The organism is Bacillus sp. LR_5 (assembly GCF_042709275.1).
In genome coordinates, this window is the sequence record NZ_JAVAXX010000290.1 from 1 (window position 1) to 7568 (window position 7568).

The following is a 7568-nucleotide window of genomic DNA, read 5'->3' on the forward strand; positions in this document are numbered from 1 at the left end:
GACGGGCGGACGAATTACGAAAATCCATCAGCCATATAAGCACGATGTGATTTTTCACATCCGCGCCAATGGAAAAAACCAAAAACTATTATTATCGGCACACCCGAGCTATTCACGGGTGCACATCACGACGCAAGCTTATGAAAACCCAAGCGAACCGCCAATGTTTTGCATGCTGCTGAGAAAGCATATCGAAGGCGGATTTATTGAAAAAATTGAACAAGCGGGCTTAGACCGCATTATGATTTTTCATATCAAAAGCCGGAACGAAATTGGCGATGAAACCGTCCGAAAGCTTTATGTAGAAATTATGGGACGCCACAGTAATATCATTTTGACAGACGGAGCAGAAAATGTGATCATCGACGGGCTTAAGCATTTATCGCCGTCAATGAACAGCTACCGTACAGTACTGCCTGGCCAAGATTATAAGCTTCCGCCAGCCCAGAACAAAATCTCGCCGCTTGAGGCGACAGAAGACGATATTTTACGTCATCTCAGTTTTCAAGAAGGACGGCTGGATAAACAAATTGTTGAACACTTTTCAGGTGTGTCTCCGCTCTTTGCCAAAGAAGCGGTTCACAGAGCGGGTCTAGCCAACAAAGTCACACTGCCAAAAGCATTGCTGGAGCTTTTTGCCGAAGTAAAAGAGCACCGCTTTATTCCCAACATTACAACCGTAAACGGAAAGGAATATTTTTACCTGCTGGAGCTGACTCATCTAAAAGGCGAAGCGCGCCGTTTTGATTCATTAAGCGAGCTGCTCGACCGTTTTTACTTCGGAAAAGCTGAACGAGACCGGGTCAAACAGCAGGCCCAGGATCTTGAACGATTTGTTGTCAATGAACGGAAGAAAAATGCAAACAAGATCAAAAAATTAGAGAAAACACTGGAGTATTCGGAAAACGCGAAGGAATTTCAGCTTTACGGGGAGCTTTTAACTGCTAATTTATATATGCTGAAAAAAGGTGATAAACAGGCTGAGGTCATCAACTATTACGATGAAGAAAGCCCGACAATCACGATTCCTTTAAACCCGAACAAAACGCCTTCTGAAAACGCTCAGGCCTACTTCACGAAGTATCAGAAAGCGAAAAATTCGGTCGCAGTTGTCCAGGAGCAAATCAGGCTGGCGCAGGAAGAGATCGAATACTTTGATCAGCTGATTCAGCAGCTTTCGTCCGCTTCTCCTCGAGATATCAGCGAAATCAGGGAGGAGCTTGTGGAGGGCAAATATTTACGCCCTAAGCAGCAAAAAGGACAGAAAAAACAAAAACCGCATAACCCGGTTTTAGAAACATATGAATCCTCTTCAGGCCTGGCGATTTTAGTGGGGAAAAACAACCGCCAAAATGAATATTTAACAACAAAAGCGGCAGCCAGAGACGATATTTGGCTTCACACGAAGGATATTCCAGGCTCCCACGTTGTAATCAGAAGCAGCGAACCGGATGAGCAAACAATTATTGAAGCCGCGACAATTGCAGCTTATTTTTCAAAAGCCAAAGATTCAAGTTCAGTGCCTGTAGATTATACAAAAATCAGGCATGTCAAAAAACCGAACGGCGCGAAGCCCGGCTTCGTCACCTATGACAGCCAGCATACCGTCTTTGTCACACCTGATGCAGATACTGTCATCAAGCTGAAAAAAAACTGAGCATCATAAAGAAAAAGCCAGGGCATTGTGTGCTCTGGCTTATTTCTTTCTTCTTACCTGATAAAGCCTGTCAACTTCAGTGACAAAATCGCTGTCAATCAGCTCATCCACTTTTTCTGCCAGCTCCTTTGTGTGCTTTGGACTGGCTCCGTTTGTAGAAACTGACACCGTGACATGCCCTCTTTTTACGATTTTCGGTATGTACACGTTGCCAAGCTCAGCTTCACTGACACAATTGACAAGCTGAAAAGGTGAAGCGGTTAGAGCAATTTCTTTGTTCACTGTCGCATTATCCGTCGCGGCAATAATCAAAAAAGCATCGAGATAATCTTCTTTTTCAATCGTGCGGCTGATCCATCTGATACGGCGATTGTCTGCCATCTGCTTGATTTCCGGTTCAACATCCGGACTGACAAGCGTAATATCAGCTCCCTCAGAAAGCACCGTTTTCAGCCTTCTGAGAGCGATGCTGCCGCCGCCCGCAATGACAACCTTTTTCTTTTCCAGGCTAATGTGCAGCGGGAGCATATGAACCTCCGTCAAAATCAAATTGTCCCTCGGGATTTTCGGCAGTTTCTCTTACACGGTTCAAAAATGCGTTTTTCACATGAGGGTGGAAACCGATATAGGAAGAAAGGTAGACATTCGGATTATCAGCCTTTAATGTCTGAACCTCTCGTTCGATTTCATTCATCAGCATGCCGGTAAAAAGCAAATATGGAACGACAAAGGTTGTCACGCCGTCATCTTTTTTAAGTTCTGAAAAAACCTCTTTGTAATTCGGGCCGCATGCTGTCAAAAAGCACGGGATGACTTCCTTCACCGGAATCATATTTTGAAGGAGATTGGCAATACCGGTTACGTCTCTTTTTACATCGGGATCTGAACTCCCCCTCCCGATGAGCACGACTCTGGCATTTTCATACGGAACACTTATGTCTTTCATTCGATGATATACAGCTTTGACTACTTCTTCGTCAATCCCGATCGGCTTTCCGTATGAAACGCGGACCGAAGGATATCGGGATGCAGCACGCGCAATTTCTTCGGGAATATCATGTTTTGCATGTGCAGCTGTTAAAAGAAGCAGAGGCACCACTGCGATATGAGTGGCGCCTTTCTTCACACATGCTTCAAACCCTGTCTCAATTGTCGGCTCCTGAAGCTCTAAAAAGCTGATTTCCTGTACAGGCGCAGAGACGTGCGCCTTGCATCCTTCCAAAAAGGCTGCGGCTTCTTGCTGCGCCTTTTTTATCCGGCTGCCGTGACCGACATATAAAATTGCTTGCTTCATTTTTACAACGCCTCGCTTAAATCTTGTTTTTTCAGCTCAGATTCAAACCATTCCAGCTTATAGTGATAATTTACAACATTTCCAATGACAATTAAACTCGGATTTTTAATGTCTTCTTTTATCACCGTTTCTGAAAGGGTGTCAACTGTACAAAAAACAGATTTTTGCTTGTCCGTTGTTCCCCAGTGAATAAAGGCTGCCGGCGTAGAACCGTCCCGGCCGTTTTCAAGAAGTTTTCTTTCAATCTGCTGCACGTTTTTGATACCCATATAGATGACAAGTGTATCAATTCCTGTAGCCAGCGCTTTCCACTTTTCCTCAAAATCTTCGTCTTTTTTATAATGCCCCGTTACAAAAGCGACGTTAGAGCCCGCATCCCGATGAGTAACAGGAATCCCGGCATAAGCGGCTGCCGCAATTCCTGATGTAATGCCGGGGATGATTTCAAACGGAATTCCGTTTTCAGAGAGGCATTCCGCTTCTTCCCCTCCTCTGCCGAACACAAATGGGTCTCCGCCCTTCAGTCTGACAACGGTTTTCCCTTTTTGCGCATACTTCACAAGAAATCGATTGATGGTTTCCTGCTTCATCGTATGAAAATCTGGAAGCTTCCCGCAGTAGATCAGGTCTGCTTGCTCTTTGGCATATTGTAAAATCTCTTTATTTACTAATCTGTCATATAAGATGACATCAGCTTTTTCAATGGCTTTCAGCGCTTTAATTGTGAGCAGATCAGGGTCTCCGGGACCCGCTCCTACAATATATACTTTCCCCATCGTATTTCCCCCGATCTATTCGAGTTCTTCCAGAACATTCGCTGTGATGTTGTTCTCGCTTGCATTCCGGCATCTGAGAAGAACACAGCAGATCACATTTAGCTCAATTTTTGTTTGACAAACTCGATCAGCTGATTTTTGCACGCTTCACGGTCATGCTGTCCTGAATCAAGAACGAGCTCCGGTGCTTCCGGCTCTTCATAAGGAGAATCAATTCCCGTAAAGAACGGAATTTCCCCGTTTCTAGCTTTTTTGTAGAGCCCTTTCGGATCTCTTTGTTCACAAATATCGAGGTCGCATTTAATGTATACCTCATTGAATTCGCCTGCTTCCACAAGCTGGCGAACCTGTTCTCTGTCCTCGCGGAAAGGAGAGATAAAAGCAGTAATCACAATGGTGCCCTGCTGAACAAAAAGCTTTGCCACCTCTCCGATTCGGCGGATGTTTTCTTTTCGGTCTTCATCAGAAAAACCAAGATCCTTATTTAAGCCGTGACGGATATTATCCCCGTCCAGCACAATGACTTGGTAGCCCTGCTCAAACAATTCTCTCGCAGTTGCATTGGCAATGGTTGATTTGCCTGAACCGCTTAACCCTGTCAGCCAGAGAATGGAGCTTTTGTGCTTGTTTTTTTTCTGATACTCTTCTTTTGTAATAGAGGCTTCATGCCATACGATATCGCGATTTGTCACTGCCAGTCCTCCTTAAGATACGCCTGCTTCTTCTTTTTTCTTCATACCTTTGATTAACACTTCTACGACTTCTGCGCGGCTGAATTCTGCAGGAGGCAGCACACCGTCTCTCAGCATGCCTCTTACCTTAGTGCCTGATAAGATGACGTGATGTTCTCTGCCGTGAGGGCACGTTTTCGCCGTTCCCATATTTCCGCATTTTTCACAGAAGAAGCTGTGCTCGAATTTCAGCGGTGTAATCCCGAGCTCTTCAGGTTTAAATGTGTCAAACAGCTCCTGTGCCTCGTATGTTCCGTAATAGTCACCTACACCTGCGTGATCGCGGCCGACAATAAAATGCGTGCAGCCGTAGTTCTTTCTGACAAGTGCGTGGAAAATGGCTTCTCTCGGTCCCGCATAACGCATCGCCGCTAAGAAGACGCCGAGGAACACGCGGTCTTTCGGGTAATAATTGTCAAGAAGCACTTGGTAGCTTTCCATCCGCACATCAGCTGGGATGTCATCAGATTTTGTTTCACCTACCAGCGGGTTTAAGAACAAGCCGTCTACTGTTTCAAGAGCCGTTTTTTGAATGTATTCATGCGCTCTGTGAACAGGATTTCTTGTTTGGAAACCAACAATGGTTTCCCAGCCTTTTTCCGCAAACTGGCGTCTTGTTTCCGCCGGTTCAAACGTAAACTCAGGGAACTGTTTTGAAGCTTTTTTAGTCAATGTGATTGGTCCGCCGACGTATGTATTGCCGCGGCTGAAAAGCTTTTTAACACCCGGGTGCTCCTGCTCATCCGTTTTATACACATTGACAGCTTCTTTTTGTTTGTCAGGCACGTATAGGTCTTCGATTTGGATAACGCCGTATGTTTCTCCTTCATACGTTAACTTTACCGTTTCACCGACTGACAGTTCCGCTGCTTTTTGCGCATCAACCGGAAGCGTGATTGGAAGGGACCAGACAACGCCGGAAGAAAGACGCATGCTTTCGACAACAGATACGTAATCTTTTTCATTAAAGAAGCCTTCGATCGGGCTGTATGCACCGATTCCGATTAATTCCAAATCTGCGAAAGAAATCAAATCAAGTTCAATTTCTTTTTGAATGCTGCTCACATCATATGATTCATCTACTCTGTTTACTAATGTTCCTCCGTGTGGTGCTAAGCTCATAATATCGATTTCCTCCTAGTTAACATATAAAATAACTCAGATTAATGATCAGATTCCCCCGCCTTGTTCGTGGACAGAGCGTCTCTCTTTACGTATGGCCTTCGTCAGGCTGACGGCACCGCCCGCCGCTAAAAGCACACTTACCATGATAAAGATTGAATAATAATCCGCTTTTAAAAACAAGGATACAAGCAGATAAGAAATTGATAAAGATAAAAACGGCGATACAATCCATACCTTCAGCATCGTTTGAACAACTTGTTTATGGAACACGTTCGGACCGTTTTTTGCCATGCCTATTCCGATAATAGACGATGACGTGACTTGCGCCAAGGGCACTGGCATCCCAAATACAGAACTGATGATCACCAGTCCGGCTCCTGTACCGGATAAGAGAATGCCTTCTCCTTTTGAGAATCTCGTAATTTTCTTCCCGTTTGTTTCTAACACCCGCCGGCCTAATAACAACGCGCCAAGAGCAACAAAAGCTCCCCCGTACAAGGTTCCTTTCGTTACATCCAGCACACCGGCCGCCACTAACGGGCCAACGGCATTCGCCACATTGTTCATACCGGCAGAGAATGCTTCAAAAAATCCGGCACCTAACAAAACAATGCCAAGGATTTTTTGCTTTTTAGAAGATTTAATTTCAATCTTAAAATAACGAAACAGCTTAGATACAAAATATGTGAAACCGAAAGCGAACAGCGGGACAAAAACCCAAAACGACACAATGACCAGCAGGTTGTTCACAAACAATACTTTGTAAGCCACTCCCACGCCGACAACTGCGCCGACTGTTACTTCACTTGTCGACAAAGGAATGCCGAGAAGATTAGCCGTAAAGAGCGACAGCGCAGCGGCTCCAATAATGATGCAAACAATCGTCAGTGTAATCGTCTGCTCGGGGATAATCCCGGAGCTGATGGTTTTTACAACCTCGCCCCCGCCAATGACCGCCCCGGCCAGCACACCGACTGCGCATAGGATCAAAGCGTAGGTTTTCTTTTTGATGGCTCCAGAGCCGTAAGCAACTCCCATCGAAGCTGCAGCGCCGCTTGCACCAATATTCATCGCGAAAAACAAGCTAAATAAAATAGCGGCTAGTTCCATTTTGCAGCTCCTTATTCATGCAGTCCGCATTCTGTTTTCGCCATACCATTCCATCTGCCTGAACGTAAATCCTCTGCGGTAAAAGCAGGAGCCGTGCAAGGCGCGCAGCCAATACTAGGATATCCTTGATCATGAAGCGGATTGTAGTCCAGCTCATTCCGGGATGTGTATCTCCAAATGTCTTTCCAAGTCCAATGGATAAGCGGGCATACTTTTACTGATTTGAATTTTTCATCTTTGTTTAAGAAATTCGTATTGGCACGGCTTGGCCCTTGATCGCGGCGCAGACCGGAAAGCCAGGCTGGATGTCCTGAAAGCGCCTCTCTTAAAGGAACAACCTTTCTAAGATAGCAGCACTGATTCGGCTCTCTTTCCCACAGTTTGTCACCATGTTCTTCGGCTTGCTCCTCAAGGGTAAGGTCTGGTTTTTTCAGGATGATATTAAGACCCGGATAACGCTCTTTCACTCGTTCAATCGTTTCATAGGTTTCTTTAAAATGAAGTCCTGTATCAAGAAACACAATCTCTGCGTCTTTTTTTACTTTATAAATTAAGTCAATCAGAACGATTCCCTCAATTCCGAAACTGCAGGCATAAACAAGCTGATTGCCGTAATGGCCGTATGCCCACTTTAAAACTGAAAGCGCTCCTTTATAAGGGTCGTCTTCCGGAAATGTAATCGTTGGTTCTTCCCAATTATCGTACGTTAACATTTCTTCTTTCCTCCTTTCGGAGACAAACAAACAGTAGCTTTCTGCCGGTTGTCTTTTCCCAATTGTAATGTGATGCGCGGCTGCTGTTATCACAAACAGCCTTTTTTCCTCTTAAAATAAAAAACTTTCAATCCGGCGGAAAGAAAGACAGGAACAGCATGT

8 protein-coding genes are annotated in these 7568 nt (G+C 45.0%); 1 reads left to right on the forward strand and 7 read right to left on the reverse strand.

Features of this window, described 5'->3' with window-relative positions; translation table 11 throughout:
* Positions 1–1657 (forward strand): tRNA modification protein RqcH (gene rqcH / locus RAC86_RS32125; protein ID WP_377886455.1); only part of this gene is annotated, 1657 nt, incomplete at its 5' end.
* Between the two features lie 39 nt (positions 1658–1696).
* Here rqcH and sirC read toward each other — a convergent pair.
* From sirC to RAC86_RS32160, 7 genes are all read right to left on the reverse strand, one after another.
* Positions 1697–2185: a precorrin-2 dehydrogenase gene (sirC, locus tag RAC86_RS32130; protein ID WP_072183028.1), complete on the reverse strand. Its 489-nt coding sequence runs from the start codon at positions 2183–2185 to the stop codon at positions 1697–1699.
* Positions 2166–2951: a sirohydrochlorin chelatase gene (gene sirB / locus RAC86_RS32135; RefSeq protein ID WP_014113743.1), complete on the reverse strand. Its 786-nt coding sequence runs from the start codon at positions 2949–2951 to the stop codon at positions 2166–2168. Before sirB ends, sirC begins: the two co-directional genes overlap by 20 nt.
* 2 nt (positions 2952–2953) lie before the next feature.
* Complete coding sequence (gene cobA, locus RAC86_RS32140; RefSeq protein WP_072183030.1) at positions 2954–3727, reverse strand: uroporphyrinogen-III C-methyltransferase; 774 nt, start codon at positions 3725–3727, stop codon at positions 2954–2956.
* 98 nt (positions 3728–3825) lie between these two features.
* Complete coding sequence (cysC, locus tag RAC86_RS32145) at positions 3826–4419, reverse strand: adenylyl-sulfate kinase (RefSeq protein ID WP_014113741.1); 594 nt, start codon at positions 4417–4419, stop codon at positions 3826–3828.
* 12 nt (positions 4420–4431) lie between these two features.
* Positions 4432–5580 (reverse strand): sulfate adenylyltransferase, encoded by a 1149-nt coding sequence (sat, locus tag RAC86_RS32150; RefSeq protein ID WP_014113740.1) that lies wholly within the window; start codon positions 5578–5580, stop codon positions 4432–4434.
* Positions 5581–5628: 48 nt separating this feature from the next.
* Entirely contained in the window at positions 5629–6693 is a 1065-nt protein-coding gene (gene cysP, locus RAC86_RS32155; protein ID WP_014113739.1) for a sulfate permease, read from the reverse strand.
* 11 nt (positions 6694–6704) lie between these two features.
* Positions 6705–7406 (reverse strand): phosphoadenylyl-sulfate reductase, encoded by a 702-nt coding sequence (locus RAC86_RS32160; protein WP_003221498.1) that lies wholly within the window; start codon positions 7404–7406, stop codon positions 6705–6707.
* Positions 7407–7568: the final 162 nt, after the last annotated feature.

Coding starts and splice junctions, on each gene's coding strand:
- sat (WP_014113740.1), bottom strand. CDS start 5,580: ATGAGCTTAGCACCACACGGAGGAACATTAGTAAACAGAGTAGATGAA.
- cysP (WP_014113739.1), bottom strand. CDS start 6,693: ATGGAACTAGCCGCTATTTTATTTAGCTTGTTTTTCGCGATGAATATT.
- sirB (WP_014113743.1), bottom strand. CDS start 2,951: ATGAAGCAAGCAATTTTATATGTCGGTCACGGCAGCCGGATAAAAAAG.
- sirC (WP_072183028.1), bottom strand. CDS start 2,185: ATGCTCCCGCTGCACATTAGCCTGGAAAAGAAAAAGGTTGTCATTGCG.
- RAC86_RS32160 (WP_003221498.1), bottom strand. CDS start 7,406: ATGTTAACGTACGATAATTGGGAAGAACCAACGATTACATTTCCGGAA.
- cobA (WP_072183030.1), bottom strand. CDS start 3,727: ATGGGGAAAGTATATATTGTAGGAGCGGGTCCCGGAGACCCTGATCTG.